Below are 26,224 nucleotides of genomic sequence, written 5' to 3' on the forward strand. Positions count from 1 at the left end.
AAAAGAACAACAAATGGGGTAAACCGGGAGTGAGGGTCTGGTATGAGCGAGCGAGAGACCGCACCCGGGGGTGTGACGGGTGCCCCCGCGGGCACCGCCGACCGGTCCATGCCGGAGGCAAAACCCGCCTCCGCCGCCCTGCCCCGGCCGGCCCTGGAGATCGCCTCCGGCTACGCCTTCACCGGGCCCGCGCTGGATCTGGGTGCGCTGCTGTGGGACGGAGTCTGTCTGCCGGACGTGCAGGTCAGGATCCCCCTGCCGATGCTCAACCGGCACGGACTGGTCGCCGGCGCCACCGGCACCGGGAAGACGAAGACGCTCCAGCTCATCGCCGAGCAGCTCTCCGCACAGGGTGTCCCGGTCTTTCTCGCGGACATCAAGGGGGATGTGTCGGGGGTGGCGGCACCCGGCGCGGCGAGTGAGAAGGTGCAGGCCAGGGCCGCCGACGTGCACCAGCAGTGGGCCGCCACCGGGTTTCCCGCCGAGTTCTACGCCCTGGGCGGCATCGGGCACGGCATCCCCGTCCGGGCCACCGTCACCAGTTTCGGGCCGGTGCTGCTGTCCAAGGTGCTCCAGCTCAACCAGACCCAGGAGCAGTCCCTCGGACTGGTCTTCCACTACGCCGACCAGAAGGGGCTCGAACTCGTCGACCTCAAGGACCTCAGGGCCGTCGTCGCGTTCCTGACCTCCGACGAGGGCAAGAGCGAGCTCAAGGGCATCGGTGGTCTGAGCACCGCCACCGCCGGGGTGATCCTGAGGTCCCTCACCGCGTTCGAGGCGCAGGGCATGGCCGACTTCTTCGGGGAGCCGGAGTTCGACACCGGCGAGTTGCTGCGGACGGCGGATGACGGGCGCGGGCTCGTGTCCGTGCTGGAGCTTGCCGCCGTACAGGACCGGCCGCAGCTCTTCTCGACCTTCCTGATGTGGCTGCTCGCCGATCTGTTCCACGATCTGCCGGAGGTCGGTGACGTCGACAGGCCCAAGCTCGTCTTCTTCTTCGACGAGGCGCATCTGCTCTTCAACGGGGCCTCGAAGGCGTTTCTCGACTCCATCACGCAGACCGTCCGGCTGATTCGCTCGAAAGGGGTCGGCGTCTTCTTCGTGACGCAGACCCCGAAGGACGTGCCCGCCGACGTCCTCGCCCAGTTGGGCAACCGTGTCCAGCACGCGCTCAGGGCCTTCACCCCCGATGACCAGAAGGCGTTGAAGGCGACGGTGAAGACCTTTCCCCACTCCGCCTACGACCTGGAGGAGTTGCTCACCGGGCTCGGGACCGGGGAGGCCGTGGTCACGGTGCTGAGCGAGAAGGGCGCTCCCACACCCGTCGCCGCGACCCGGCTGCGGGCCCCAGAGTCCCTCATGGGGCCCGTCGACGCCGGTGTCCTCGACTCGGCGGTCAGGGCCTCGCCGCTGTACGGGCGTTACGCACAGGCTGTGGACAGGGAGTCGGCCTACGAGAAGCTCGAGAAGCTGAGTTCGCGTGGCGCCGCCTCACGTGGCGCCAAGGGGCCGGACGAGATGAAGGCACCGACGAAAAAGGCGAAGGAGGACCCCTCCGTCGTCGAACAGGTCGTCGGCAGCGGCATGTTCAAGTCCCTCGCGCGGTCGGTGGGCACACAGATCGGGCGCGAGATCACCAGGTCGCTCTTCGGTACGGCCCGGAGGAGACGGTAGTCCCGCCTCCTCCGGTGGATCAGCCGCGTTCGCGTTTCCTCACCGGCGGCTTCTTCTCCGTGGTCTGCGGCTTCGGCGCACTGCGTGCGGCCTCCGCGCGCAGCAGCGCGCGCAGGACGGCGTACGGGTCGATGGGCATGCCTGTGTTCCTTGCGTGAGTGCTGAACTGACGGGCCTGGGGAAGCGGGCTCCGTCAGCAGCGCAGGACCACGGAACGCGGGGCGGGCGGGGTGCACGGCAGCCGCGGGGACGCCCCTACCGGTGGGCGAGGGGGGCCGGGGCACGTCTCATGCCGGGAAGCGGGGCGCAGGGGTGCGGCCGGACGGTGGGCGGTACGGGCCGGTGGCCGCAGGGCCGTGTCGAGGACGTCGTACTCGACGATCTCCCCGGCGGCCGCGACGGGCGCCTCGCGCGGCTGCAGTAACTGCACGGGAGCGGTCGGCACGAGGAGGGCGAGGAGCAGCACGAGCGTGCGCAGCCAGGTGCGGCCGTGCGGAGGGCGTCGTGCGAAGCTCACCCAGGTCGTCTGCCACCCGACGCACCCGCTTCATCACAACGGCTCTGGATTTCACCCGTTCACAGCAGCGTGCTCAGCGAGGGCGCGTCCTACTTCTTGTTCTTGGCTGCCTTCGCCGCGGCTTTCATCTCCTGCTTGTGCGCCCGCACCCTGGCCAGTGACTCGGGCCCGGTGATGTCGGCGACCGAGCGGTAGGACTCGGCCTCGCCGTACGACCCCGCGGCCTCCCGCCAGCCCTCCGGCCGGACCTCCAGCTGCTTGCCCAGCAACGCCAGGAAGATCTGTGCCTTCTGCTTCCCGAACCCGGGCAGCTCCTCCAGGCGGCGGAGCAGTTCACGGCCGTCGGCCACGTTCTTCCACACCAGCTCGGCCCGGCCGTCGTAGTGCTCCACCAGGTACTGGCACAGTTGCTGGATCCGCTTGGCCATCGAGCCGGGGTAGCGGTGCACGGCGGGCTTCTCGGAGAGCAGTGCGGCGAAGGCCTCCGGGTCCTGCGCGGCGATCTCGTGCGCGTCCAGGTCGTTCGCGCCGAGGCGGTCGGCGAGGGTGCGGGGGCCCTTGAACGCCCACTCCATCGGGACCTGCTGGTCCAGCAGCATCCCGATCAGCGCGGCGAGCGGGGAGCGGCCGAGGAGTTCGTCGGCCTCGGGGTCCTGGGCGAGGTGCAGGGTGACGTCCATGACTCCGATCATGCCCGCGCCGACGGCTCGCCTCTACCGGGGGCCGGCGGCACGCCAATGCGGGGAGTCGGTGGCACGCCTCCGCGGAGGCGCCGGGTTGCCCCTACCGGGAGGCGGCCGGCTGGTCCCGCCAGTAGCCGAGCGCGTTCACCCGCTCCTTGGGGACGGCCAGCTCCTTGCGGACGTACCACGACAGGGACCTGGTGGTCGTCGTGTCGCAGGCGATCCAGACGTACGCGTCCGGGTGGGTCCTCAGCAGGTCCGGCAGGTCCGCCTTCGCCTGGGCGACCAGATGCGCCCCGGAGTCGATGCGCAGGACCCGGCGGACCTCGTGGCGGGAGGGGTCGGTGCGGAAGGGGAGGTCCTCGTCGCCGCCCTCGAACCAGACGGTCGCGGGGGAGGAGTGCAGGGCGCCGAGGAGGGAGTTGAGGGCGGGCAGGGACGCCGGGTCGCCGAAGGCGAAGACATGGGTGGGCTCGGGGTCGGGGCGGTCGAAGCCGGTGCCGTGGACGGTGGCCTCGATGGTGTCGCCGGGCTTCGCCGTCCGGGCCCAGTCGCTGGCGACGCCGTCGTGCAGGGCGAACTCCAGGGTGAAGGTGCCGGCCTCGGGGTCCGGGTCGACGAGGGTGTAGGCGCGCTGGTGGGGCTTGCCCGCGGCGGAGAACCACAGGCGCACCCACATGGTCGGGTGGACGCCGGTGACGGCCAGCATCCCGCCGTCGGTGAGGTGCACCCGCCGGTACTCGCCGGTGACGTCCTCGGCGCCGGCCACGGTGAACTCGAAGTCCTTCGCGCGCAGCAGTCGCAGGACCGCCCCCTCCCAGCCGTGCCCCTGCCCCATGGTCTTCTCACCCTTCGCGTACGATTCCCACACCAGAAAACTTAGGTAAGCCTAACTTAAAGAGATGCGGGTTCGAGGGTGAGTATCGAGATCTACCGCGACGCCTGGGGGATACCCCACCTCCGTGCGGACAGTGCGCGAGAACTCGCCCGCGCCCAGGGCCGGGTCACCGCCCGGGACCGAGCCTGGCAGCTGGAGGTGGAGCGGCATCGCGCTCAGGGCACCTCGGCCGCCTTCCTCGGTGCCGGGGCGCTGTCCTGGGACACCTTCGCCAGGCGGGCCCGCCTGGAGGACACGGCGAGACGCTGCTTCGCGGCGCTGGAGAGACAGGACCCGGAGACGGCCGACTGGGTGCGGGCGTACGTCGACGGCGTCAACGAGGAACTGCCGGGCGCCGAGGCCCCGGAGTTCGCCCGCGTCGGCCTCGCCCCCGGGCGCTGGCAGCCCTGGACCCCGCTCGGCGTCTGGCTCGCCGCCCACATCCTGTTCGCCGGCTTCCCGGCCAAGCTCTGGCGGGACGAGGCGATACGGCACCTGGGCCCGTCCGCGGTCGGTCTCTTCGCCACCGACGGTCCGGGCACCTCCGGCAGCAACGGCTGGCTGGTCGACGGCACCCGCACCACCACCAGTCACGCCGTCATCGCGGGCGACCCGCACCGCTACATCGAGGACCCCGGCGTCTACCAGCAGATCCGCCTGGCCTGCCCCGAGTTCGACGTCGTCGGCCTCGCCGTCCCCGGCGTCCCCGGCATCGCCCACTTCGGCCACACCGGCACGGTCGCCTGGGCCATCACCAACGCCATGGCCGACTACCAGGACCTGTACCGGGAGCGGCTGCGGCGTACCGGGGCCGGGGTGGAGGCCCTCGGCCCGGACGGGGTCTGGCACCGGGCCACCCGGCACACGGAGACCGTCGAGGTCGCGGGCGAGTCCCCGGCCGAGGTCGAGGTCATCGAGACCGGGCGGGGACCGGTGATCGCGGGCGGCCCGGAGGGACTGGAGGGGGGAGCGGGGGACGAGCACTCCTCCTCTGTCCCCCTCGCCCTCTCCCTCCGCTACCCGCCCCGCGTCACCGAGGACCTCGGCTTCAGCGCCCTGCTCCCCCTCCTGCGCGCCCGCCGCACCGCCGACGTGGACCGCGCCCTCGACCTGTGGGCCGAGCCCGTGAACGTCGTCCATGCCGCCGACACCGAGGGCGGGCTGCTGCACCGGGTCGCGGGCCGGGTCCCCGTGCGCGCGGAGGCCAACCGGCTCCACCCCGTCCCCGCCTGGGAGCCCGGGCACGACTGGCGGGACCGGCACGAGACGCCCCGTGCCGGTCTCACCGACGGCATCGCCGTGATGGCCAACCAGCGCGGCCCCGCCGCCCCGCTCGGCGTCGAGTTCGCCCCGCCCCACCGGGCCGACCGCATCACCGCCCTGCTGGCGGAGAAGGACCGCTGGTCCGCCGCCGACATGCCGCTGATCCACACGGACACCCATCTTGCCTCCGCCCAGCCCCTGTTGGACCGGATCGAGGCCCTGGACGGCCTGAGTCCCGAGGCGGCCGCCTTGAGGCGGGGGCTCCTTCGCTGGGATCGCCGCATGGACGCCGACAGCCGGGAAGCCGCCCTCTACGCCGCCGTACGCGGCGCGGTCGTACGACGGCTCGCCGCCCACCCCGCGTTCGCCGCGCTCACCACCCCGCCCGCCTACCCGGACGTCCTCCTCCCCTGGCTCGGCCTCGTCCCCCGGGTCGCCTTCGCGCTCGAACACCTGCTGAGCGCCGAGGAGTTGTACGGCATCGACCGGGACGGGGCGGTGCGCGAGGCCGTGGAGGAAGTGGCCGACCGGCCGCCGCGGGGCACCTGGGGCGAGACCCACCGCCTCGCCCCCTGGCGGGCGCTTCCCGAGGACGGCTGGGACGCCCCCGCCCTCTCCGGCGACCACGACTGCGTCCTGTGCACCTCCGCGGTCCCCGGCCTCACCGACCTCGCCGCGCGCGGCCCGGCCGCCCGTTACGTCTGGGACCTGGCCCGCCGCGAGGACAGCCTCTGGGTGGTTCCGACCGGTGCCTCCGGCGTACCCGGCTCACCCCACCACCGTGACCAACTCCCCTTGTGGCTCAAGGGAGATCTCGTCCCGGTCGTCACCGACTGGCAGCGTCTCGAGAAGGAAACCGATGTCTGACACCCATGACCGTGCGGCCGTCCACACCCGGACCGTCGACGGCTTCGGCACCGTACGCGTCCTGCGTCTCGACCCGCGCGCCGACGCCGCCACCGTCCACGCGTGGGTACGCGAGGAACGGGCTGTGTTCTGGGGCATGAACGGCCTCACCGAGGAACAAGTCGCCGAGATCTACGCCCACTTGGACACCCTCGACACCCACCACGCCTACCTCCTGGAGAAGGACGGCGAACCGGCCGGGCTCCTGCAGACCTACGAACCGGAGGCCGACCGCGTCAGCGAGTGCTACGACGTCCGCCCCGGCGACATCGGCGTCCACCTGCTGCTCGCGCCCGCCTCGGGAGCCGTGCGGTCCGGGTGGTCGTCGGCGCTGCTGGGTGCCGTCGCCTCGTACGTGCTGCTGGGCCTGGACCGGCGGCGGGTCGTGGTCGACCCCGACGTGCGCAACGAGAAGGCCGTCGCCCGTTTCCTGAAGCAGGGCTTCGTGGCGGGAGACGTGGTGGTGCTGCCGGAGATCGACCTACCGGACGTGTACCTGCCCGAGAAGCACGCCCAACTGGCCTTCCTGACAAGGGAGGTAGCCTTCCCGGGTGACGCCTGACGACCTCGTCGCCCACTACGGCCTGGAACCGATCCCCCGCGAGGGCGGCCTGTTCCGGCAGACCTGGGCGGGTCCGGAGCGCGCCGACGGCAGGCCGCACGGCACGGCGATCGTCGCGCTCCTCACCTCGGACGACCACTCCGCGCTGCACCGCCTGCCCAGCGACGAGATCTGGCACCACTACCTCGGCGACCCGCTGGACCTCCTGCTCCTCGCCCCGGACGGCACGGCGACGACCCCCGTTCTGGGCCCGGACATACAGGGCGGCCAGCACCTCCAGCTGACCGTGCCCGCGGGCACCTGGATGGGGGCCAGGACCCGGGGCGCGTGGACCTTCTTCGGCTGCACCATGGCACCCGGCTTCACCTATGAGGACTACGAGCACGGCGACGCGGCCGAGCTGACGGCGCGTTACCCCGCCGAGGCCGCGCGGATCGCGGGACTGTGCCGTCCATGAGACTCCTGGACGGACAGGTCGCCCTGGTCACCGGCGCGGGCGGCGGCATCGGGCGGGGCATCGCGCTGCGGTTCGCCGAACAGGGCGCGGCGGTCGCGGTCCATTGCCGTACGGCGGTGGCGGCGGCGCGTGACGTGGCGTCCCGGATCGAGGACGCGGGCGGCCGGGCCGTCGTACTGGAAGCGGACCTGCGGGACGAGGAGGAGTGCCACCGGCTCGTCCGGGAGGCCGCCGAGTGGGGCGGCGGGCGGGGCGGCGGGCTGACCGCGCTGGTCAACAACGCGGGTGTGCAGCCCACGCAGCCCCTGCCCGGGATGACGGCGGCGGAGTGGCGGGCGGTCGTGGAGACCAACCTCGGCAGTGTCTTCGCGTGCACCCAGGCCGCTGCCGGGGTCATGCGGCCGGGCGGGTCCGTGACCCACATCGCGTCCGTCGAGGCGGGTCACCCCGCGCCCGAGCACGCCCACTACTCCGCCTCCAAGGCCGCGATCGTGACCCACGCGCGGGCGGCGGCCCAGGAGTACGGCCCGCACGGCATCCGCGTCAACACCGTCTCGCCGGGACTGATCGACCGGGAGGGACTGGCGCGGGACTGGCCCGAGGGCGTGGAGAGGTGGGTGCGCAAGGCGCCCCTGGGGCGGCTCGGGCGGCCCGAGGACGTGGCCGACGCGTGCGTGTTCCTCGCCTCGCCGCTCGCGTCCTGGATCACCGGGCACGACCTGGTGGTGGACGGCGGAGTGTCGGCCCGGCCGACGTGGTGAGCGTTCCGGCGCTCACGTCCGTACATGTCTGGAACCGGCGAGACCAGGTACGGAGCGTGACGTGAGGTGTGAGCGTGCAGGCAGCAGCGCAGGCCGGCGAAGGCGAGGACTTCAAGGGCTGGTGCTGCTGGGCGCCGTGCTGGTCCTGCTCGTCCTCGGCGGCGCGGGAACGGCGTCGGCCCACGCGGCCCTCAAAGCCACCGCACCCGAGGACGGAACCGTCCTCAAGTCCGCCCCCCGCGACATCACCCTGACCTTCACCGAGTCCGTCGGCCTGCTCGACGGCTCCCTCCGCGTCCTGGCCCCCGACGGCAAACGCCTGAGCATCGGCGACGCCGGACACGGCCCGGGCGGCTCGGACACGGTCCGCGCCTCCCTGCCCGCCAAGCTCGCCCAGGGCACGTACACGGTGGCCTGGCGGGTGGTCTCGGCCGACAGCCACCCGGTCTCCGGCGCCTTCACCTTCTCGGTCGGACGACCGTCCACCACCTCGGCGGTCGTGGACACCGGGCCGACCGAGAACCCGGCCACCGAGAGCCTCTTCAACATGGGCCGCTACCTGGCCTACCTCGCCGTGGCCCTGCTCATCGGCACCGCGGTCTTCCTCACCGTCTGCCGTCCCCCGGAGCCGGCCCGGCTGAGCCGGCTCCTGTGGGCGGGCTGGGCCGGCCTGCTCGGCTCGACCCTGTTCCTGCTGGTGCTGCGCGCGCCGTACGAAGCGGGCACGGGCCCGGGTGACGCCTTCTCCGCCAAGGCGTTCCAACGCATCCTGACCACCCGCCCGGGCGAGGTGCTCTTGGCCCGCCTTGCGCTGCTGCTGGTGGCGTACTTCGTCGTCGTACGACTGCTGCGGCTCGGCGAGTCGAGGCTGCCGCGCGCGTGGCAGGCGGCCGGTGCCCTGCTCGCCGTGGGGCTCGCGCTGACCTGGGCCGCCGCCGAACACGCGTCCGCCGGGATCCAGGTGCCGGTGGCGATGACGTCCGCGGTGCTGCACGTCCTGGCGATGTCGGTCTGGCTGGGCGGCCTCGCGGCCCTGCTCGCCGCGCTGTACCGGGCGCCGACACAGGTCCCGGCCGCCGTGGTCTCCCGTTTCTCCCGGCTGGCCTTCGCCTCCGTGACCGTCCTCGTCGCCACCGGCGTCTACCAGTCCTGGCGCGGCCTCGGCTCCTGGAGCGCGCTCACCGGCACGACGTACGGCCATCTGCTGGTCTTCAAGCTGATTGCGGTGACGCTGCTGCTGACGGCGGCGAGGATGTCGCGGCAGTGGACGGGGCGGTTGACGGCCTCCGGCGCGGGCGCGGGAGCCGAGACGGACGCGGAGGCGGTCGTACGGGAGAAGGAGAAGGTGACGGTGGGGGCGGAGGCCGCCGTACGGGAGCGGGCGGAGGGAGCGTCGGCTTCGGAGGGACCGTCGGCCTCGGAGGGGCGGAAGCCCGCCGCCCCGTCGGGGGACTCCACGGCCCGCCACCAGCGCGGCCTGCGCCGTTCCGTCCTCGCCGAAGTGGCCGTCGGCGTCGTGGTGCTGGTGCTCAGCACCGTGCTGAGCGGCACACTCCCGGGCCGGGCCCAGGCGGAGGCGGCCGAGGCGGGTCCGGCCGCGGGCGGACTGCCCGCCGCGTCCGTGACCAACGTGCCCTTCGCCGTCGATGCCGTGACGGGCACGGTGCAGATCACCCTCGACCCGGGCCGCACCGGTGAGAACTCGGTCCAGGCCATCGTCTTCGCCGCCGACGGGGGCCTCGCCACGGTCCCCGAACTCCGGCTGTCCTTCACCCTCCCGGCCAAGGAGATCGGCCCGATCGACGCCGAGCTGAAGGACGAGGGCGGCTACTGGGGCACGAACGACCTCACCCTGCCCATCGCCGGCGACTGGCAGATGAAGGCGACGATCAGGGTGACGGACATCGACCAGGTCAGCGTGACGAAGACGGTGAGGATTTTCGGCTGAGCAGCTCGGCCATGGTCTCGGCGGCGTGTACGGCGGCCGCTCCGCAGCAGTTGTTGAACAGGACGTGGAGCCGGTCGACCCGACCGGCCAGGGCGTGCAACCGCGGTACCCACTCGGCGAGTTCGGCGCGCTCGTAGTCGTACCGGAAACGGTCCTCCTTGCTGCCGTGGCCCCAGGAGGCACTGCGCCCGTGGAACCGCACGACGGACAGCCGGGGTGAGGTGACGGGGGTCACCGGCGGCAGCGAGGCGGGCAGTTGCTGGGCCATGTCCACGGCCACGGCGGCGAAGTCGTACGTGCTCAGCAGCGCCTCGGTCAGGTCCTGCTGCCGCCCCTCCCACCAGGACGGATGCCGGAACTCCACATGGACGGGCCACCCCGCCGTCCGCGTCGCGGTCTCCTCCAGGAACCTCTCGGCCCGCTCCCCCGGCCGGAACCACGGCGGGAACTGGAACAGCACCCCGCCGAGCCGCCCGGCCTCCCGCAACGGCTCGATCCCGGCGGCGAACAGCCTCCACACCTCGCCCAGATCGGTGTCCCGGAGGGCGGCCTGCTTCACCGGATGCCCGGTGAGCGGCGCGTACGCCTTCACGTCGAACACGAACTCCGGCGGCGTGCGCTCCACCCACAGCCGGCTGTTGCGCTCGCCGGGCAGCGCGTAGAAGGTGCCGTCGACCTCCACGACGGGGAACCGCTCGGCGTAGTGCCGCAGCCGCCCCTCCGCGTCCCGCCGCCCACGCGGGTACCAGCCACTGCGCACGAGCGCGGGATCGGTCCAGGAGCAGGTGCCGACGAGGATGCGGGGCGGGAGGCCGTGGGGTACAGGGCCGTTGGTTTCGGGTCCGCGGGTCATGGGGGTGCGGGTACCGACTTACTGTGCGGGCATGACTTCGCAGGCGTATCTCTCCGAACTGTTCTCGCTGGACGGCCGCGTGGCCCTGGTGACCGGCGGGAGTTCGGGCATCGGCCGGGCGATCGCGGGGGCGTTGGCGCGGGCGGGGGCGAGTGTGGTGATCGTGGCCCGCGGGGAAGCCGAACTGACCAGCACAGTGGACGAGTTGACGTCCGACGGCTGCCGGGCGGCCTGGGTCGGCGGCGACTTGAGCACGAGGGAGGGCGTGCGTACGGCGGCGGAGGCTGCCGTCGCCCCGTTCGGCGAGCCGGACATCCTGGTCAACTCGGCCGGGATCAACCTGCGTCCGCCGATGGACGAGCTGACCGACGACGTGTGGGACACCACGATGGCGGTCAATCTGGAGGCGCCTTTCCTCCTGGGGAGGCGGTTCGGCCCTGGCATGGCCGAGCGCGGGTTCGGCCGCATCATTCACATCACCTCCCAGCAGGCCCACCGCGCCTTCGTCCGAAGCGGCGCCTACGGCGTCTCCAAGGGCGGGTTGGAGTCCCTGGCCCGCTCCCAGGCCGAGGCCTGGTCCCCGCACGGAGTCACCTGCAACACCCTCGTCCCGGGCTTCGTGATGACCCCGCTCAACGCCCGCCTCGCCTCCGACCCCGACCAGGTCGCGGCCCTCGCCGCCCGCACCATGACCGGCCGCAACGGCCTCGCCGACGACTTCGCGGGCGCCGCGGTCTTCCTGGCGAGCGGCGCCTCCGCCTACGTCACCGGTCAGTCGATCTTCGTGGACGGCGGGTTGTCGGTGCATTGAAGCCGAAGCCGGACGGGGCCCGTGTCATGGCCGGCGGCGGTGGTGGTCACGCGGGCAGGACGCCGTGGACACGGGCGACGGCGAAGACGCGGTCGCCGTCGCCGTCGCGCCGGTGGCACCAGGCGTACAGGTAGGGCGGGTCGAAATCGATCTCGCTGCGCGTGCGCACGGTACGGCTGTGCCCGAGGCGGCGACGTACTAGATGGTGACCGACCGGCCCGCGTCGACGGTGCCGCCATGTGCAGCAGCCCCGCACTGTCCGGCCGGACCAGCGCGTGATCGGCCGGCGTCCGAAGCGCCGCGTCCAGCCTGCGAGCGCGCCCACCGTCCACCGCTCCCGGCCGCTGAAGGCGCTCCGCCAGTTCGCCGACCGACTTCAACTCCGGAGGGGACAGCGCCTCGGGCCTCATCACGAGGACTCGCTCCAGCCGCGCGGTGTCGACGCCCTACAGCCAGGCCGCCAGGGTGGATTCGGTACGCGAAGGGTGCTCAACGCCCCTGCCGGGTGAAACCACTGCGCCTGACGCAGCGTCTTGATGTACAAGACCGGCAGAACGTATCCGACTTACGCCAACTCCGGCCTTTGCGAACATATTCGGAGAGGGTGGTTCGAAATGGTGCGTCGGAACCGTTCACTGTCCCGTGGTGCCGCTCTGGGCATGGCCGCCGCGGCGATGACCCTGCTGGCAGGCTGCACACACAGCGGCGGCACCGTACACAGCGGCCCCGTGAAGGCAACACAGAGGCCATCCGCGTCGGCCACGACGGCAGAGGGATCTGGGGGATCTGGGGGATCCGAGGTGTCTGTGGGACCCGGGGGGTCCGACGGGGCGGGTGCGTCCGGGGCGGGTGCGTCGGCCGGGCACACCACCGCCGGTTCCCCACCCAAGTCCGGCGGCTGCAGGTCGTTGCCGGCATCGTCCGCGGTCAAGGCCGACGTCACGGCGGCCTACGGCAAGCAGGCCGAGCCGCGCCTCAGCCACATCACCCCGGTCAAGGGCACGTTCTACTACGGCAGTTGTGACGGAACCCGCTACGCCGGAACCCGCTTCCAGCTCACCTCCGGCAGCACGGAGGCGGAACAGGTCGCCCTGCAGGACGACGGAGCAGCGATGAAGTACCTCGTCGACCGCCCCGGCACCGGTTGGCGCTACGCGGCCAGCGACGCGTTCCCCGCCGACCCCCAGGGGTGCGCGGCCATCGCCCAGATCCCGCCCCAGCTTGCCGCCCTGTGGGACGACTGCGGGGCGTGAGTCCGGTCGGACAGGGGCACACACCCGCCCAGGTACGGCACGTGTGTCGACGGGCGGCCATCTCCACCAGTCGCCGTCGCCGTCGCCGTCGCTGTCGCAGCGAAAGCGAAGGCAGGAGGGCCTCTGACCTGCGGCTGTGACATCGGCCGACGCCACGACGGAGACCTGGCCGGGACCACCGATGAAAAGGACTGCTCAGCAGGTCGGTGGGGCCCTTTGGGGTACCGATGGACGGCATCTGCCATGATCCAGGGTCGGTGTCCCCGTCCGGGCGGGCATCCGGGGGAGGAACCATGGACAAGCGCACGGATCCTGTCGAGATCATCGCGCGGGCGGGTGGCGTGACGCCCTACTCGGATCGCGAGCGGGCGTTCGGTACCTGGGTCCATCTCGCCTCGAAGGCCGGGTGGCAGGTGGTCGAGGCTGACGGCTTCGCCGCCGAAGGAGACCGGGGTGAAATCGGCGCGGTGGACATCGAGGGTGTTCGGTACGTGATCCGGCTTGGCCCACGTGTGCGGCGGCTCCTCTACGACGTTGTCGACGGGCACATGGAGAAGCGAGATGTCCTCGCGGTCGCGGCCTGGGCGGAGCCGGTTGTCACCAAGGAGAGCGCTCCTGGTTGGTACTCGGTAGAAGCCGACTGAGAAGGAAACTGAGGCGGCCAACGACGAAGGGCCCCACCGCGAACGGTGGGGCCCTTCGACATCGTGCCCGGTGAGGCACTGGCGGAGGATACGAGATTCGAACTCGTGAGGGGTTGCCCCCAACACGCTTTCCACATGTTCGTCTGGGGGTCCGGGGCGGGACGGGAGCGTTCTGACCTGCGGTGGAGTAGGCCATCGGACGGATGGTGGACGGCGCCGGACGGCGACGAATGAGACCAGAACTGAGACCAGGGCGCCGGTCATACTCGCTTGACGACGATCGATTCCGGAACCAGCTTCTCCAGGTCATCCACGTCCGAGGTGAAGACGGTGACCTGCCCTTTCTGCTGTCGGGCGATGATGGCGAGCACCGCGTCGATCGCGTACTTGTGGCCGTGAAGCTTGGCGTCGGACAGAAGCCGGCGGGCTTGGCGGGCCTCGTCCTTCCCGATGTCGGCGACTTTGAGCCGGGAGAGCACCCAGTCCCAGCGCTGCTCGGTGGTTCTGCCGTCGTACGCCTCCACCAGCGTCATGGGCGACGTGACCACTTCGGCTTCGCCCCGTGCTGCGAGATCGAGCCAGGCGATCATCTTCCGGTCGCCACGCACGGCGAGGGACAGGGCTTCGCAGTCGAGTACGAAGACGCGCAGTGGCCGCTGCCCGTGCTCACCGGCTCGCTTGGTCACGCGGCCTCGCCGGCGTTGTGTCCTCCAGCGGTGAGGTGACGCTCGTGCTCGGCGTCGAGATCTTCCAGCTCCGAGAGTGCTGCCGCGCGCTCGTCCTCGGTGACCGCGCCGTGTTCCTCCTGCAGCCAGTCGACCAGTTCCAGCAGTCGGTCCCGATCGCGCTTGAATCGCAGTGCTTCGGCGACGTACGCCGAAAGTCCCCGCTCAGCCGCCTCGGCGCGGATCTCGTCCAGGAGATCTTCGGGGATCGTCACCGTTACTTTCTTGGTTGCCATATAAGTCACCATACTCTTGGTGTGAACGCCCCTACCAGATTGCTGCGACCTGTAGGCAAGGAGGTCAATGGCCAATCCGTGATCCCTGCCCATGTGTGATCGCCGACTCGTACCGCTTCACTCGGCCACCCCGTGCCGTTCACTCTCATCAGCGCATGCTGCGTCGGATGAGGATGGTTGTCCTTCGCGATGGTGAGCCTCCTGCCGTTGACGGAACGACAGGAGGAATGCCCATGTCCCTGCTGCCTTCGGCAGACGTCTTCAGGTCGATCGAGCTGAAGGTTCCGCAGCTGCTCGGTGGACAGTTGGTCTGTCCACATGTACCCGGGGAGAGATGTTCGGTCGGCGAGCACCTCACGCTCTCGGAGGCGAAGGAAGCGGCGGCACGCGATGCCGCTGATGCTGCTGTGCGGGATGCGCTGTGGCGGTGCGTGGGGCGCGACGCCCGTAGCGACGTGCCGAACTTGGCTCAGCGCGGCCAGTTGCTCGCGTTGTACTTCATCATCCCCTACCTGCGGAAGTCGGCCGCGAGAGTCTCAAGGAGGCTCTGCGTCGATGTCGCAGAGGTGAGGTCAGCCATGCTCGTCGGCGCGTTGTACGGGCTGGCACTGGCCGCTGAAGCCGACGACGTCCGTGATGAGGTCATCCGGGCTGCCAATGCCGCCGGCTGGGCGGTGGAGCGATCTGATCCGGCCGAGCGCACGACGGATCCGCGCAGTCTTGTCGACCGTGCGAGCGTCCTTGACGAAAACTACTCGCCCATCCGCAACGAGTCAGACATCCAGGCCGTCGGTGAGGTGGACTCTTTGCTGGGGGAGCGCATCAGCGGCGAACGCATGGGCGCTACCTTGCACCGCCTCGGGCTCTTGGCCGCGTTCCTTGCCTCGGGTTCGGGCCAGGTGCCCGGGGGCGGGTCCGACGAACTCGACGGACTACGGAAGGAAGCCGAGTGAACCCGAGCGCAAGGCGACTGTCACAGTGGCTGGGCGAGCCAATGCCCCTCCGCAAGGTGGCAGATCTCCTCGGGGTCGACGCAGCGAAGGCGTGCGGACTGGTGAGGGCGGGCCGCTTCCCCTGCCGTGTCACGAAGGAGAAAGGCAAGTACGTAGTCCTTCCCGCCGATGTATTGGTGGCCATGGGGCTCGATGATCCAATCGTGCGGATCGCCGACCTGCTGGCCGGAGCCGAGTTCGCGAGGAGATGGGACTGAGGGCTCGCCGCCCGCCGTGCCGCGTGCGACATCGGAGAGCGGGCCGCGCGCACCCGCTGTGGATAAAGGACAACGGAAACTGAGGCGGCCAACGACGAAGGGCCCCACCGCGAACGGTGGGGCCCTTCGACATCGTGCCCGGTGAGGCACTGGCGGAGGATACGAGATTCGAACTCGTGAGGGGTTGCCCCCAACACGCCTTCCAAATATTCGTCTGAGGGTCCGGCGGGGGACGTGGGTGTTCTGACCTGCGGCGAAGCCTCAGGTGAGACCGCGCGTGGACGGGGCCGAACCAGGGTGAATGAGACCAGAACTGAGACCAACGAGAGTCGTGTCGAGGAGGTGGCTCAGCCGCACCTCCACCCAGCAGGCCGCCGGCGCGGATCAGGCGTTTTCGCTGGCGCCTGGGTCACTCGTCCCGGAGGCGGATAGCCAGTACTGGCCCGTCGGCTCGGATCGACACCGTGTTCCAGTACTTCGCTGTGCTGCGAGGCGGCCACTGTCCTCGCGAGTCGTGCACCTGGCGACGGTACTCGTTGACGTGTCCGTGGTGGAGATGCGTGTAGAGGCTTCTCTCAAGCCCGGAGAACGCTTCTACTCGGGTGCCGTTGAGGCGGTAGATGTGATCGGTGCCGACGAAGTCGATGTCGTGGATGCGGTGCTCCGCGTCTCGCATCCTGGCCGTGTTGGCGTGGGTGTCGTGCTGGAAGTGTCGTCGTCCTTGTTCTTTGGTCAGGTACTGAGCGGTGGGTTTGCCACCGCCGGTGAAGGCGGTGAGTGCGGCTGCTTCCGTCCGAGCCAGCACGACGCTGAACCAGGCGAAGGAGCCGGGCAGTACCTGGAACCCGGGAATGGTCGTCCTGTCGCCTTCGGCGGCCAGCAGGACATCAGGCATGAATTCTTCCTGCGTGAGTGCGAGGTCGAGGTCGATTCCCGGTTTCTCGCCGGGAGGGCGGAGCAGAGTCGTGCCTGGAGCTTCCAGAACGTGCAGGGCGAGACTTTCCTTGGCTGGGATCTCGGTGCCTATGAGGAGGTAGGGGACGGTGCCGTAGGGGCCGATGTGGACAGACTCCACGTGGGCACTGGCGGTGCTGAGTTGCTTGTACACCTGGTGGACGCTGCTGTGCGTCCCCTTCGAGGACATCAGGAAGATCTTGGACGGCTGTCCAGGTTGCCAGGCTTCGACGAAGAAGTGGGGGCGTCGTTGCAACGGCTCCGGGCGAGGCCCGGTTCCGGAGCTGCGCAGTGTCCACCCAGCTTTCAGGGCGATGTCCGCCGGGATCACGGAAACCGCGTGGTCGGGGTACCGGGACCTGACTATGTGCTCGGCCAGCAGCGAGGCGAAGCCGGTGCCGATCTCTCCAGACTGCGTGGCCTTGTAGAAGCGCAGGAGGTCGCGTCCCTCGGACGACAACTGCAGGAATCGACCCCGGTTCGCTTCCAGTGCCTGGCTGTAGCGCAGGCTGCCCCAGTGCTCGGCGAGTCCTCGGCCGGCTCCCTGACGGGCCGCCGCAGCGCCAAGGCCGATGGCGTGCAGGACTTGCCAGGGGGTGAGTGACAGTGATCGCGGCGCTTTTCGAACGGCTCTGTAGTCGGTGCGCCTGCGCAGCGGGCCCCGCCCGTCGTCTATCCGCTTCTCGTCCTCGTCCTCCGCGGCCTCGGAGACGTGGGCGGCGAGTTCGGTGGACGAGCGGACCTGAACATGCGAGGCGTTGCTCAGCTCCTGGAGAATCTCGCTGACGGTTTTGGATTCGTCCTTGTTCACCGATTGCCCTTCCGTCGACGTCATGTGGCGTGAGCCGCAGGACGGTAGGACGGGGCAAGGGAGCGCAATCAAGTACGCATGAGGGGCGCAGGCCGGTATTCGGCCAGCTCTCCTCGGTGCCCATACGAGTGGCGCCGGAGGAGCTACCAGGGCCATCGCTGGCAGACTGGGAGATCTGAGCGGAACACCCTGCGTCGTACTCAACTTCGCAGGAGCCCCATGAGCGAGTCGCGGCGGATCTGTTGTGTGAGCGCGAGCTGCTCCTGCAGCCGTCGCTCATGTTCATCCAGCTGCCTCATCGCGTCGGCGACCGCCTGTTGCACTCCGAGATCTGGCAGTGCAACCGGCAATTCACTCAAAGCATTGAGAGAGATGGTCTTCATGGTCATACTCCCCGTGGAGTGGGCATCGAGCCATTGGCGTGCCTCCGTACTGCGGAGGTAGGCCGCGAAGTAGTCAGCGTTCAGCTCAGCGGGCGGCCGAAGCACGAAGCAGCCGGTTCCACAGAGCCATCCCTGTTGCTCCTCGCGGACGACCGCACATCGCCCCAGCTCTCCGCGACGTGCCAGCACCACGTCGCCGAGGTGGAGGCGAAAACGTTCCAGATCATTGGCTTGACGCTCGGCGACATACTTGATGCTCGCCGTGTTGATGTCATTGTTGGTGAGGTCTTTGGGCATCACCACGGGGATGCCGACGTCCACGTAGTCCTCGGCACGGATGAGGCTTCCCGAGGGTCCGGCGAAGAGCAGGCCGGGCTCAGATCCCTCGAACAAGTCAGCTCGAGTGCCCTTCACAAGGAGTCCAAGAGACACACGGGGGAGTTCGACCCCGCTGCGAGTCAACCGCTCGCACACGCTGAGACTTCCCTGGACGGCACGGCTCGAACTCGACGTCGCACCGTCATGCCGGTCCAGGGCATCGAGCATGAGATCAAGGTCTGGTGCTGGCTGTTGCTCAGGGTCGAAGTGGACGTACCGGCGCGGATCGAGGCTGCCGTCGTTCTCGTCGATCTCGGCATGTGGAACCGAACGAGAGAATCCTGGTTCATCAGGCGTTGCGGAAGGTGACAGCCGCCACGCGTGAAACCGCGCGCTGATGCGATCAGTGTCCTCGGTGGTCAAGGTGCATGGCTGCCGTGGAACCTGCTTACCGAGTCTGCTTGCATCGATGAAGAGGACGGATTCGGTATCGCCTACCGGCAGGTGGCGGGACTTGTCGCGAGCCAACACCCAGATGTGCACGGGAATGGCGGTGTGGGGTGCGAAAAGGTTCGCCGGCAACGCAATGACAGCTAGGAGAGCACCACTGGCGATCATTCTCCTGCGGATCAGCGCCTCACGGCCGCCGGACCAGGCGGCCCCCGGCGGCATGATCATTACCGCGAACCCCTCCTCGCTGAGTCGGCTCCACGCGAGCTGGAGCCAGGCGAAGTTCGCGCTGGACTCGGGCGGTTGCCCGAAGGGCCAGTCGACTGTGTGGTGAGCCGTGATGCGCTGGTTGAACGGCGGGTTGCTCAGCACCAGGTCGACGAGGCCCGTACCCCGGTGCTGAAAGAGCGACACCGGATCGGAGGCACTCACGACGGGCTGATCCACTCCGTGGATGGCCAGGTTCATCATCGCGAGCCGTGGATTGCTGCGATCTGTGGCATGAGCCTCGAAGGAAGCGCCGTCCAGCCGACCGTGTTCCGCGATGCGCTCCGCTGCGACTGCAAGAAGGCCACCGGTCCCGCAAGCCGGATCAAGGATTCGATCCCCCGGCCGCGGGGCTGCGGTCTCCACAAGCAGGCGCACGACGTCGCGCGGTGTGTAGAACTCTCCTGCCAGAAAAGCACCTTCCTGAACGTGGCGTTCGAGGAGCAACTCATGGACTTCCGCCAAGCTTGCTTTGGCTAGCGCCGGACCCTGCGTTAGGGCAGCAATGAACGCGGCTGCCCAGGGAACGTCATCTGCTCCTTCACTCCCGTCGAGGAACTCGACGTCAAGCCTGTCGATGTCAGGCACAGGAAAAAGCTGATGCCTACTCGCGCTTCTCAAGGCGGCGCGCAGGTCCACCAGCGGCGAGATGCCGATCTGGGCCTCCGCGGTTGCTCGAGCCCACCGTTTGACGAACTCATCCTCCGGTTCACCGACCGACTCAACAAACCCTGCAAGAAGCAGGATCGTGGTCATAGAGGTGAGGTCGTCGAACGTTTTCCGGCCCCGTTGGAAGGGTGCGTATGCCCGCCAGAGCCGGTCCACAACGTCAGCAGATGCGCTCTTCGTTTCCGTGCTTCCCACTTGCAGGTCTCCTCGCTCCACATCGACTTACTGCAGTTGGCTGATGGTGTACGCCGCTGCTGTGGCGACAACCATCAGCAGGCATAGACGCAGCGTCATGCCCGTGCTCTGCATCGCTTTACCCAGCAGCTCGAAGAACGACTTCACTCTGTGGTGCCCCCTGTCACTCTCGATTGAGTCTCTGCGCAGTAGCACTGCGCATCTCCTGAAGTGGGGGGCCTTAGTTGCACGGTGGCTGTACTGGGCCCTGCACTAGAGGTGAATTGATGTGAAATCTAGCAGTGGACGGCGATGGGTGTGCGGCTAGTGCTCCCTTGCCCTCGCTTGATCGGATGTCTGCGCAGCGGTACTGCGCAGACATCGTGGAGTTAAGTCGCTGATGGCGGACGTGCTTGGGCTGCGGCGGCGGAAAAGGTGTCGCCTGGGACAGCATCTGGATTGTGGCTCAGATCACATGCTGTGCTGTCTGGGGTTGCCAGACTTGCTCAACTCGCGCTCTGCTAGCCGAAGATCGCATCGCATCCCTTGGATCTGCTTGGTCTGCCGAGGTGTCTGCGGACGATCGCGCCCCGTACCGCACAGTTGAGACCACGCAACGACGAGGGCTCCGGCCGCCTGGCGGTCGGAGCCCTCGTTTGCCCTGGTGGGCAGCTGCGGAGAAGACGAGATCCGAACTCGTGAGGGGTTGCCCCCACCAGGCTTTCTAAATGTTCGTGTGGGCGTTCGGTGAGGGATGGGGGCGTTCTGACCTGCGGCGGAGCAGAGCACAGTGGGAATCTCGGGCGGCGCCGGATGGGGGTGAACGAGACCAAAACTGCGACCGTGATTACCAGGTTGGCCCTGATCAGCCACGCCTAGAGTTGCGTGACGGCCGCATCTGCGATGGGCTCTCGCGCGAGATGCAGCCAAGTCGCGCCGTCACCTTGGCGGTGCGGACGTTCATGTCCGCCGCCGCGAACCTGGTCGCCAGCCAGCGAGCCCGCTGCACCGTTCGAGGAGCTACCAGCGCTCCGCGTCTCGAAGAAGAGGACATCGAGCCGTTCACGATCGAGGAGGTTCAGAGCCTGCTCGTCGAAGCAGCCAAGCTCCGCAATAGCGCTCCCTGGGTCGTCGCCCTGGCGCTCGGTCTCCGCCAGGGGGAGGCGCTCGGGCTGCACTGGGAAGACGTCGACCTGGCGGCGGGATACGTCCGCATCCGCAAGAACCGTCTCCGCCCCAAGTACGCCCACGGCTGCGGAGACACCCCGTGCGGCCGGAAGGCGGGCTACTGCCCCCAGAAGCAGCAGACTCGCCGCGAGCACAAGTCCACCAAGTCCCGCGCCGGGCGTCGCACGATCGGTCTGCCCGGCCCGCTGATCAAGCTCCTCCGCCAACACCAGGAGGCACAGGAGAAGGAGAGGGCAGTGGCCGGTGCCGACTAGGAGGACAAGGGATACGTCTTCGCTTCCCCGACCGGCGGCCCGCTGAGCCCGGACACGGACTTCCACATCTGGAAGCGGCTGCTGCGGGACGTGGGCGTCCGGGACGGCCGCCTCCATGACGCTCGCCACACGGCCGCGACGGTGCTGCTGATCCTCGGCGTCCCGGACGTTGTGATCGACGCGATCATGGGTTGGGAGCCTGGGGGAGCGGCGAGGATGCGCGCTCGCTACATGCACATCACGGGTCCCATGCTCCGGAAGGTCGCGCGACAAATCGGAGACGCGCTCTGGGAGCCGCCCGGCATCGGCCGTAAGGCCAACTGAGACGGACAACGCCGAAGGGCGCGGTTCCTGGGTTCCCGGGGGCCGCGCCCTTCGGTGTTTGCGTTGGGGGTGCGGGCCGCTACTTCAACTCGAACAGCAGCGCGCGGACTTCGACGCTCCCAGTGTTGTGCGTGGAGTGGTCCACGGCGGGGCTCCACATCGCCTCGCCGGCCACGAGCGAGACCTCGATGGCTTCACCGGACTCATCGGTGAAGGTCACATTCCCATCCGCGAGGCCGTAGACGAGGTTGTCACGATGGTGGTGCATGGCTGATGTGGCGCCAGGCTGGAGCCGGGCCTCGAGAAGCCGTACCCGATCGTTCTCGAAGAGGATCTTGTACACATCAGGTGCTACCTGCACAGCGTCAGCTGCCATGGGGATCTCCTGGTTGAGGAGTGGAGCGTCGGAGCGTCGTTACCTGATGGCGACGGTAGTTCCGGGGATACGGCCGTGCACGGCGAGACAGCCACGTAGGTGACCCGGAGGGCCGTCAGGCCGGACGTGCGCTGTCAGCGTTGGCCGAGCAGAAAGGCCGGCTCGTGGTTCTGCTTCTGCATGCCGGTGCTGGCTCGGAGCCAGTGAGACGGAAACTGAGACGGACAACGTCGAAGGGCCCCACCGCGAACGGTGGGGCCCTTCGACATCGTGCCCGGTGAGGCACTGGCGGAGGATACGAGATTCGAACTCGTGAGGGGTTGCCCCCAACACGCTTTCCAAGCGTGCGCCCTAGGCCACTAGGCGAATCCTCCGCGGCAAACAATACAAGACGTTGAGGAGTGCTCGCGAACTCGTTCCCGACCCCTGCCATCGGGTACTGTTTGGGCAGCCCCTCACGCGGCGCTATCTGACTGAACTCCCCCAGGGCCGGAAGGCAGCAAGGGTAGGTTGGCTCTGGCGGGTGCGTGGGGGGCGCTCGCGTTCCCGGGTGCGGAGCGCACAGGTGGAGCGCGCACGGGCCGGGTTGTCAGTGGGCGCCTATAACCTCGTATGCGTGTCGTCTCTCGCGCTGTACCGCCGCTATCGCCCGGAGTCGTTCGCCGAGGTCATCGGGCAGGAGCATGTCACCGACCCGTTGCAGCAGGCGCTGCGGAACAACCGGGTCAATCACGCGTACCTGTTCAGCGGGCCGCGCGGATGCGGGAAGACGACCAGCGCGCGGATCCTGGCCAGGTGTCTGAACTGCGAGCAGGGACCCACACCGACCCCCTGCGGCGAGTGCCTGTCCTGCCGTGACCTCGCGCGCAACGGCCCCGGTTCCATCGACGTCATCGAGATCGACGCCGCTTCTCACGGTGGTGTGGACGACGCCCGTGAGCTGCGCGAGAAGGCCTTCTTCGGGCCCGCGAGCAGCCGTTACAAGATCTACATCATCGACGAGGCCCACATGGTCACGTCGGCCGGATTCAACGCGCTGCTGAAGGTCGTCGAGGAGCCCCCGGAGCACCTCAAGTTCATCTTCGCCACCACCGAGCCCGAGAAGGTCATCGGGACGATCCGGTCCCGGACCCATCACTACCCCTTCCGGCTCGTGCCGCCCGGCACCCTGCGGGAGTACCTCGGCGAGGTGTGCGGCAAGGAGAACATCCCCGTCGCAGAGGGCGTCCTGCCTCTCGTCGTGCGGGCGGGACAGGGTTCCGTGCGTGACTCCATGTCCGTCATGGACCAACTGCTCGCCGGAGCGCGGGAGGAGGGTGTGACCTATGCCATGGCCACCTCCCTCCTCGGCTATACCGACGGCTCCCTCCTCGACTCCGTCGTCGAGGCCTTCGCCACCGGTGACGGCGCCGCCGCCTTCGAGGTCGTCGACCGCATCATCGAGGGCGGCAACGACCCGCGCCGCTTCGTCGCCGACCTGCTGGAGCGACTGCGCGACCTGGTGATCCTCGCTGCCGTCCCGGACGCCGCCGAGAAGGGGCTCATCGACGCCCCCGCCGACGTCATCGAGCGGATGCAGGCCCAGGCGGGCACCTTCGGAGCGGCCGAGCTCAGCCGCGCTGCGGACCTCGTCAACGAAGGCCTGACCGAGATGCGCGGCGCCAATTCGCCTCGCCTCCAGCTCGAGCTCATCTGCGCGCGCGTGCTGCTCCCGGCGGCCTACGGCGATGCGCGTGCCCTCATGGCCCGCCTCGACCGCATCGAGCGGGGCGTGAACTTCTCGGCGGGCGCCGGTGCCCCCGCGATGGGGTACGTGCCCGGACCGGAGGCGCACGGGGGAGCGGCCCCGGGCGCCTCGACGGCCTCCGTACCGTCACCGTCAGCATCACCGTCAGTGCCGGTGTCACCGGCTCCGGCTCAGGTCCCGCCGGGCGGCGGACCGGCCGCGGCCCGGGCGGCGGTACGAGCCGCGGGCGCGGGCACACCTGCCGACGGAGGACCCGGCAGCGGCATCCCGGGCGGCGGCGCTCCGGGTGGAGCAAGCGGGACAGGCAACACAGGCGGCCCAGCCACACCCGTCGACCCGGCCGCGTACGTGGGCCCGTCCCCGGACTCACCCTCCGGCCACGCCCCCGCAGCCCCCGCACCCCACCCGGACCAGTCTCTCCCCACCCACCAGCCGCCGTCCGACCCGCCCTCCGCCCCGTCGGCCCCGGCACCCGGCGCCTGGCCGGCCGCCGCCCCCGCCGGTGGCGGCCGCCGTCCCGGTGGCTGGCCCACTCCGGCACAGGCCGGCAGCGGCCAGCCCCCGGCGGCATCGCACCAGCCCGCGACCACTCCGGCGCCGGCCCAAGCCGCCCCCGCAGCCCCCGGCCCTGGTCCCGGCCAGGCCGCCTACGCGCCCCCGGCCGGCGGCCTCGACCCCCGCCAGCTCTGGCCCAACATCCTGGAAGCGGTCAAGAACCGTCGCCGCTTCACGTGGATCCTGCTCAGCCAGAACGCCCAGGTGACAGGCTTCGACGGCACCACCCTCCAGCTCGGCTTCGTCAATGCCGGAGCCCGCGACAACTTCGTGAGCAGCGGCAGCGAGGAGGTGCTGCGCCAGGCGCTCTTCGAGCAGTTCAGCGTCCAGTGGAAGGTCGAGGCGCTCGTCGACCCTTCGGGCGGCGGCGCAGCATCCCCGGCATCCGTTGGCTTCAACAACGGCGGTGGCGGTGGCTACGGCGGAGGCGGCACCGCCAGCGGCTACGGCACCGGCAACACAGGCGGCTACGGCGCCCCCGCCCCCCAGACCCCGCCGTCCCCCCAGTCCGCGCCCGCCTCGGACCGGCCCGCGCCGAGACCGAACCCCGCACCGGCTCCCGCCCCCCAGCCCTCCGCCTCGGAACCCCCGCCGGTCTCCATCGAGGACGACATCCCCGAGGACGACGACCCCGATCTCAACGAGTCGGCCCTCTCCGGTCACGAACTGATCGTGCGAGAGCTCGGGGCGACGGTCGTGGAGGAGTTCACCAACGAGTAGGGCAGTGAGCGGGAGGTGAGGAAGTGAGCGGAGGACCCCACCTTGGAGGAACCTACGGCCCACCTCCCTCCACCCCTTGGGAGCCCTCCACAAAAACCCCGTTAGGCTGACCCCGTGAAGGTCCTCGTCATCGGTACCGGTGCCCGCGAACACGCCCTGTGCCGCTCCCTGTCCCTCGACCCCGACGTCAGCGCCGTGCACTGCGCTCCCGGCAACGCCGGCATCGCCGAGGTCGCCGAGCTGCACCCGGTCGACGCTCTCGACGGCGACGCCGTGTCCGCGCTCGCGCAGCGACTCGGCGCCGACCTGGTCGTCGTAGGCCCGGAGGCCCCGCTCGTCGCGGGAGTCGCCGACGCCGTACGCGAGGTGGGTATCCCGGTCTTCGGTCCGTCGGGGGAGGCCGCGCAGCTCGAGGGCTCGAAGGCCTTCGCCAAGGACGTCATGGCCGCGGCCGGGGTTCCGACCGCCCGCTCCTACGTCTGCTCGACCCCCGAGGAGGTCGCCGAGGCCCTCGACGCCTTCGGTGCGCCCTACGTCGTCAAGGACGACGGTCTCGCCGCGGGCAAGGGCGTGGTCGTGACCAGCGACATCGAGGCCGCGGCGGCGCACGCGAACTCCTGCGAGCGGGTCGTCATCGAGGAGTTCCTCGACGGCCCCGAGGTCTCCCTCTTCGCCATCACCGACGGCGACACGGTCCTGCCCCTCCAGCCCGCCCAGGACTTCAAGCGCGCGCTCGACGGCGACGAAGGCCCGAACACCGGCGGCATGGGCGCGTACTCCCCGCTGCCCTGGGCCGACCCCAAGCTGGTGGACGAGGTCCTGCAGACGGTCCTCCAGCCGACGGTCGACGAGATGCGCCGCCGCGGCACCCCCTTCTCCGGTCTGCTGTACGCCGGTCTCGCGATCACTTCCCGAGGCGTCCGGGTCATCGAGTTCAACGCCCGTTTCGGCGACCCCGAGACCCAGGTCGTCCTGGCCCGCCTCAAGACCCCGCTGGCCGGCGTCCTGCTCGCGGCAGCCACCAGCAACCTCGGGGACCTGGCGCCCCTGCGCTGGAGCGCGGACGCAGCGGTCACCGTGGTTCTCGCCTCGCACAACTACCCCGGCACCCCGCGCACCGGCGACCCGATCACCGGCCTCGACGAGGTGGCCGTCCAGGACGCCCCGCACGCATACGTCCTTCACGCCGGCACCGAGCGGAACGGCGACGCCGTCGTCAGCGCCGGCGGCCGGGTCCTGTCGGTCACGGCGTCCGGCAAGGACCTCACCGAGGCCCGCGAGCGCGCGTACCGCGCGGTGGCCCGTATCCGGCTCGACGGTTCCCAGCACCGGACGGACATCGCGGCCAAGGCGGCGTCCGACGCCTGAGTAATCCGGCGAAAACAGGAAAACCACAGCAAACGCTGAACCCCGCAGGCCCCGGATCCGTCTCAGGATTCGGGGCCTGATCTTTGCTGTACGTCATCCACCTTTCCCCAAAGCCATTCCATCGAGTGACCGGGGCCCCATACGGCTGACGGGGGCCCGGGGCCCAACTAGGGTGCGGCGCAAGCGGTCCGGCACTTGGCCCACCGGCATTGCGATGTCAGTGGTGGATGCCACAGTGGGGGAGTGAGCAACGCCAGGACAGCTGGGCATTCAGGACGGCAGGCAG

24 protein-coding genes, 1 tRNA gene, 1 other RNA gene and 1 pseudogene are annotated in these 26,224 nt (G+C 69.6%); 16 read left to right on the forward strand and 11 right to left on the reverse strand.

Translation table 11 applies throughout. The features are described 5' to 3' along the window. Positions 1-42: 42 nt before the first annotated feature. On the forward strand, positions 43-1,674 hold the full coding sequence (locus ACFYRX_RS15905; RefSeq protein ID WP_389099857.1) for a helicase HerA-like domain-containing protein: 1,632 nt from the start codon (positions 43-45) through the stop codon (positions 1,672-1,674). A gap of 193 nt (positions 1,675-1,867) precedes the next feature. On the opposite strand, the gene ACFYRX_RS15910 is transcribed toward ACFYRX_RS15905, so the two are convergent. The 3 genes from ACFYRX_RS15910 to ACFYRX_RS15920 form a co-directional block, all read right to left on the reverse strand. Continuing rightward, complete coding sequence (locus ACFYRX_RS15910; protein WP_389099859.1) at positions 1,868-2,191, reverse strand: hypothetical protein; 324 nt, start codon at positions 2,189-2,191, stop codon at positions 1,868-1,870. Between the two features lie 89 nt (positions 2,192-2,280). Further along, positions 2,281-2,871, reverse strand: coding sequence for an HhH-GPD-type base excision DNA repair protein (locus tag ACFYRX_RS15915; protein ID WP_389099861.1), 591 nt, complete (start codon positions 2,869-2,871; stop codon positions 2,281-2,283). 103 nt (positions 2,872-2,974) lie between these two features. Continuing rightward, a complete protein-coding gene (locus ACFYRX_RS15920) occupies positions 2,975-3,712 on the reverse strand; it encodes a siderophore-interacting protein (protein ID WP_389099863.1) in 738 nt (245 codons plus the stop codon). A gap of 78 nt (positions 3,713-3,790) precedes the next feature. On the opposite strand from ACFYRX_RS15920, the gene ACFYRX_RS15925 reads away from it, so the two are divergent. The 5 genes from ACFYRX_RS15925 (at position 3,791) to ACFYRX_RS15945 (ending at position 9,648) form a co-directional block, all read left to right on the forward strand. Continuing rightward, complete coding sequence (locus ACFYRX_RS15925; RefSeq protein WP_389099865.1) at positions 3,791-5,881, forward strand: penicillin acylase family protein; 2,091 nt, start codon at positions 3,791-3,793, stop codon at positions 5,879-5,881. Next, a complete protein-coding gene (locus ACFYRX_RS15930) occupies positions 5,874-6,482 on the forward strand; it encodes a GNAT family N-acetyltransferase (protein ID WP_389099867.1) in 609 nt (202 codons plus the stop codon). Before ACFYRX_RS15925 ends, ACFYRX_RS15930 begins: the two co-directional genes overlap by 8 nt. Beyond that, a complete protein-coding gene (locus ACFYRX_RS15935; protein WP_389099869.1) occupies positions 6,472-6,939 on the forward strand; it encodes a cupin domain-containing protein in 468 nt (155 codons plus the stop codon). Before ACFYRX_RS15930 ends, ACFYRX_RS15935 begins: the two co-directional genes overlap by 11 nt. Next, a complete protein-coding gene (locus ACFYRX_RS15940; RefSeq protein WP_389099871.1) occupies positions 6,936-7,700 on the forward strand; it encodes an SDR family NAD(P)-dependent oxidoreductase in 765 nt (254 codons plus the stop codon). Before ACFYRX_RS15935 ends, ACFYRX_RS15940 begins: the two co-directional genes overlap by 4 nt. Before the next feature lie 121 nt (positions 7,701-7,821). Continuing rightward, positions 7,822-9,648, forward strand: coding sequence for a copper resistance CopC/CopD family protein (locus tag ACFYRX_RS15945; RefSeq protein WP_389099873.1), 1,827 nt, complete (start codon positions 7,822-7,824; stop codon positions 9,646-9,648). Here the strand turns inward: ACFYRX_RS15945 and ACFYRX_RS15950 are convergent. Then, positions 9,614-10,501: a DUF72 domain-containing protein gene (locus ACFYRX_RS15950; RefSeq protein ID WP_389099875.1), complete on the reverse strand. Its 888-nt coding sequence runs from the start codon at positions 10,499-10,501 to the stop codon at positions 9,614-9,616. The genes ACFYRX_RS15945 and ACFYRX_RS15950 overlap by 35 nt on opposite strands. 31 nt (positions 10,502-10,532) lie before the next feature. Between ACFYRX_RS15950 and ACFYRX_RS15955 the strand changes: the two genes are divergently transcribed. Further along, complete coding sequence (locus ACFYRX_RS15955; protein ID WP_389099877.1) at positions 10,533-11,312, forward strand: SDR family NAD(P)-dependent oxidoreductase; 780 nt, start codon at positions 10,533-10,535, stop codon at positions 11,310-11,312. 46 nt (positions 11,313-11,358) lie between these two features. On the opposite strand, the gene ACFYRX_RS15960 is transcribed toward ACFYRX_RS15955, so the two are convergent. Continuing rightward, positions 11,359-11,481 carry a hypothetical protein gene (locus tag ACFYRX_RS15960; protein ID WP_389099879.1) on the reverse strand — a complete coding sequence of 41 codons (123 nt, stop codon included), beginning with the start codon at positions 11,479-11,481 and terminating at the stop codon, positions 11,359-11,361. A 739-nt stretch (positions 11,482-12,220) separates the two neighbouring features. Between ACFYRX_RS15960 and ACFYRX_RS15965 the strand changes: the two genes are divergently transcribed. Together ACFYRX_RS15965 and ACFYRX_RS15970 are read left to right on the forward strand one after the other, a co-directional pair. Further along, positions 12,221-12,565 (forward strand): hypothetical protein, encoded by a 345-nt coding sequence (locus ACFYRX_RS15965; RefSeq protein ID WP_389099880.1) that lies wholly within the window; start codon positions 12,221-12,223, stop codon positions 12,563-12,565. A gap of 293 nt (positions 12,566-12,858) precedes the next feature. Continuing rightward, positions 12,859-13,209, forward strand: coding sequence for a hypothetical protein (locus ACFYRX_RS15970; RefSeq protein WP_389099882.1), 351 nt, complete (start codon positions 12,859-12,861; stop codon positions 13,207-13,209). A 260-nt stretch (positions 13,210-13,469) separates the two neighbouring features. Here the strand turns inward: ACFYRX_RS15970 and ACFYRX_RS15975 are convergent, their stop codons facing one another. Further along, entirely contained in the window at positions 13,470-13,895 is a 426-nt protein-coding gene (locus tag ACFYRX_RS15975; protein ID WP_389099884.1) for a hypothetical protein, read from the reverse strand. Further along, a complete protein-coding gene (locus tag ACFYRX_RS15980) occupies positions 13,892-14,170 on the reverse strand; it encodes a CopG family transcriptional regulator (protein ID WP_389099886.1) in 279 nt (92 codons plus the stop codon). The genes ACFYRX_RS15975 and ACFYRX_RS15980 overlap by 4 nt, the downstream gene beginning before the upstream one ends. Before the next feature lie 233 nt (positions 14,171-14,403). Here ACFYRX_RS15980 and ACFYRX_RS15985 point away from each other — a divergent pair, with 233 nt between their 5' ends. Together ACFYRX_RS15985 and ACFYRX_RS15990 are read left to right on the forward strand one after the other, a co-directional pair. After that, positions 14,404-15,123: a hypothetical protein gene (locus tag ACFYRX_RS15985; protein WP_389099888.1), complete on the forward strand. Its 720-nt coding sequence runs from the start codon at positions 14,404-14,406 to the stop codon at positions 15,121-15,123. A gap of 56 nt (positions 15,124-15,179) precedes the next feature. After that, positions 15,180-15,380, forward strand: a complete 201-nt coding sequence (locus tag ACFYRX_RS15990; RefSeq protein WP_389099889.1) for a hypothetical protein — start codon at positions 15,180-15,182, stop codon at positions 15,378-15,380. A 409-nt stretch (positions 15,381-15,789) separates the two neighbouring features. Here ACFYRX_RS15990 and ACFYRX_RS15995 read toward each other — a convergent pair whose 3' ends face one another. Next, a complete protein-coding gene (locus ACFYRX_RS15995; RefSeq protein ID WP_389099891.1) occupies positions 15,790-17,145 on the reverse strand; it encodes a hypothetical protein in 1,356 nt (451 codons plus the stop codon). 200 nt (positions 17,146-17,345) lie between these two features. Then, positions 17,346-19,319 carry an N-6 DNA methylase gene (locus tag ACFYRX_RS16000; protein ID WP_389099893.1) on the reverse strand — a complete coding sequence of 658 codons (1,974 nt, stop codon included), beginning with the start codon at positions 19,317-19,319 and terminating at the stop codon, positions 17,346-17,348. Between the two features lie 1,049 nt (positions 19,320-20,368). Here ACFYRX_RS16000 and ACFYRX_RS16005 point away from each other — a divergent pair. Beyond that, positions 20,369-20,848 carry a hypothetical protein gene (locus ACFYRX_RS16005; RefSeq protein WP_389099895.1) on the forward strand — a complete coding sequence of 160 codons (480 nt, stop codon included), beginning with the start codon at positions 20,369-20,371 and terminating at the stop codon, positions 20,846-20,848. 18 nt (positions 20,849-20,866) lie between these two features. Then, positions 20,867-21,172: pseudogene (locus ACFYRX_RS16010) on the forward strand (tyrosine-type recombinase/integrase); the annotation flags it as partial. A 79-nt stretch (positions 21,173-21,251) separates the two neighbouring features. Here the strand turns inward: ACFYRX_RS16010 and ACFYRX_RS16015 are convergent. Both ACFYRX_RS16015 and ACFYRX_RS16020 read right to left on the reverse strand, forming a co-directional pair. Continuing rightward, complete coding sequence (locus ACFYRX_RS16015; RefSeq protein WP_389099897.1) at positions 21,252-21,548, reverse strand: cupin domain-containing protein; 297 nt, start codon at positions 21,546-21,548, stop codon at positions 21,252-21,254. A 286-nt stretch (positions 21,549-21,834) separates the two neighbouring features. After that, positions 21,835-21,922 (reverse strand) — tRNA-Ser (locus ACFYRX_RS16020). Between the two features lie 72 nt (positions 21,923-21,994). Between ACFYRX_RS16020 and ffs the strand changes: the two genes are divergently transcribed. The 3 genes from ffs to purD all read left to right on the forward strand — a co-directional run bounded on the left by ffs (position 21,995) and on the right by purD (position 25,938). Next, an RNA gene (ffs, locus tag ACFYRX_RS16025) (signal recognition particle sRNA small type) lies at positions 21,995-22,093 on the forward strand. A 71-nt stretch (positions 22,094-22,164) separates the two neighbouring features. Continuing rightward, a complete protein-coding gene (locus ACFYRX_RS16030) occupies positions 22,165-24,570 on the forward strand; it encodes a DNA polymerase III subunit gamma and tau (protein WP_389099899.1) in 2,406 nt (801 codons plus the stop codon). Positions 24,571-24,684: 114 nt separating this feature from the next. Further along, positions 24,685-25,938, forward strand: a complete 1,254-nt coding sequence (gene purD, locus ACFYRX_RS16035; RefSeq protein ID WP_389099901.1) for a phosphoribosylamine--glycine ligase — start codon at positions 24,685-24,687, stop codon at positions 25,936-25,938. The last annotated feature ends 286 nt before the right edge of the window (positions 25,939-26,224 follow it).

The organism is Streptomyces sp. NPDC005374, from assembly GCF_042872225.1.
GTDB lineage: Bacteria > Actinomycetota > Actinomycetes > Streptomycetales > Streptomycetaceae > Streptomyces.